This is a genomic window from Sutterella seckii, assembly GCF_009183815.1.
GTDB classification, from domain to species: domain Bacteria; phylum Pseudomonadota; class Gammaproteobacteria; order Burkholderiales; family Burkholderiaceae_F; genus Sutterella; species Sutterella seckii.
Genome location: NZ_WEHX01000192.1, coordinates 1 through 1,212 on the forward strand (window position 1 = coordinate 1; position 1,212 = coordinate 1,212).

The 1,212-nt window shown below is 55.4% G+C and carries 1 protein-coding gene; it reads right to left on the reverse strand.

From position 1 onward, the window contains the following. Positions 1 to 251: 251 nt before the first annotated feature. Complete coding sequence (locus GBM95_RS11760) at positions 252 to 1,109, reverse strand: NAD(P)H-dependent oxidoreductase (RefSeq protein ID WP_152159261.1); 858 nt, start codon at positions 1,107 to 1,109, stop codon at positions 252 to 254. Between the last annotated feature and the right edge of the window lie 103 nt (positions 1,110 to 1,212).

The following is a 1,212-nucleotide window of genomic DNA, read 5'->3' on the forward strand; positions in this document are numbered from 1 at the left end:
ATTGAAGTCAACAAAAAAGTCCGTGAGTTTCACGGAATTTTTATTGGAAAACTCATTTCTAAAGAGCTTTCGTGAGGGCTTTCGACGACTTTTAGGATTCTATTCCCGGACTCAGTAAGTGCCCTGCTTCTCTATTGATCCACGACACAAGAAAGGCGTTTTCTATCGCTCATCCTCTTTCAGAAACGCAAAACGCCTCCGGGCGCCGCTCGGGACGCTTTGCGGAGGCGTTTGGCTGCGAAGAGGAAGGATTACTTCAGGTCGAACTTCTTGTCGAGCGTCTTCGTAAGATCAGCACGGAGCTTGTCGAGCTTCTCGGCATAATCCTTGTCGAGATTGCCCGGCGTACGGTCGTTGACGAAGCGGCCGAGCGTCTTCATGCCCCAGAAGCCGGCGGTGTCCTCGTCCATAACGCGGAAGGCGCCCAGATACTTGTCCCAGATCGGGTTGGAATTCTTGCCGATGCCGTCGCCGATGTCGCCGCGGCCCATGCCGAGCCAGCCCGCGTTCATGATAGTGAAGAAGGCCTTGCCCTTCAGGAGCCCTTCAAGGCCCTTGTCGGTGTCCCTGTACGCCCATTTCTTCTGGAACACGCGCTCCATGTAGCCCTTCGTGATGGCGTTGGGCGTGTCGTGCCAGTTCGGATAGGCAAAGATGATGTAGTCGGCTGCGTTCACATACTTCTGCTCGACCGCCACGTCGGCCGGCGTCTCTCCGAGGCCGTCCTTCGCCTGGAAGAAGGTTTCGCGCGTGATGACCGGATTGAAGCCGATGGCATAGAGGTCGCGGAGCTCGACTTCGCAGCCCTTGTCCATAAAGTGCTTCATCGCCGTGTTGACGAGATCCCATTCAACGGATTCGTGGCGCGGATCGCCGACGACAAAGAGAATGCGCTTCGCCTTCGAGTCGCCGGCGGTGAAGCCGTTGGGCTTCACGGTCTGGCGGAGATTCTGCGGAACAACGGAAGCCGACGTAATGGCGTCGACATTTCCGATCGTCTGAGCGGCGTCGGATGCCTTCTTGGTTGCGCCCGACATGCCGTCCGGAGCGGCAAAAACGAGGGGAGACAGCGCAGCAAGAACCAAGCCCGTAAGGAGAGTCTTCTTCATTTTCAGGGAAGGTCTGAGCAAGTGCCAATTTTTATGACTGCAACCGGAAAATCCGGACCAAACACATAAATTCGGTTGTTTACAGTCTAAAAATTGGCAGTTT

Bases quoted from the DNA above. Each gene is read 5' to 3' on its own strand.
- GBM95_RS11760 (WP_152159261.1), bottom strand. From the start codon at position 1,109: ATGAAGAAGACTCTCCTTACGGGCTTGGTTCTTGCTGCGCTGTCTCCC.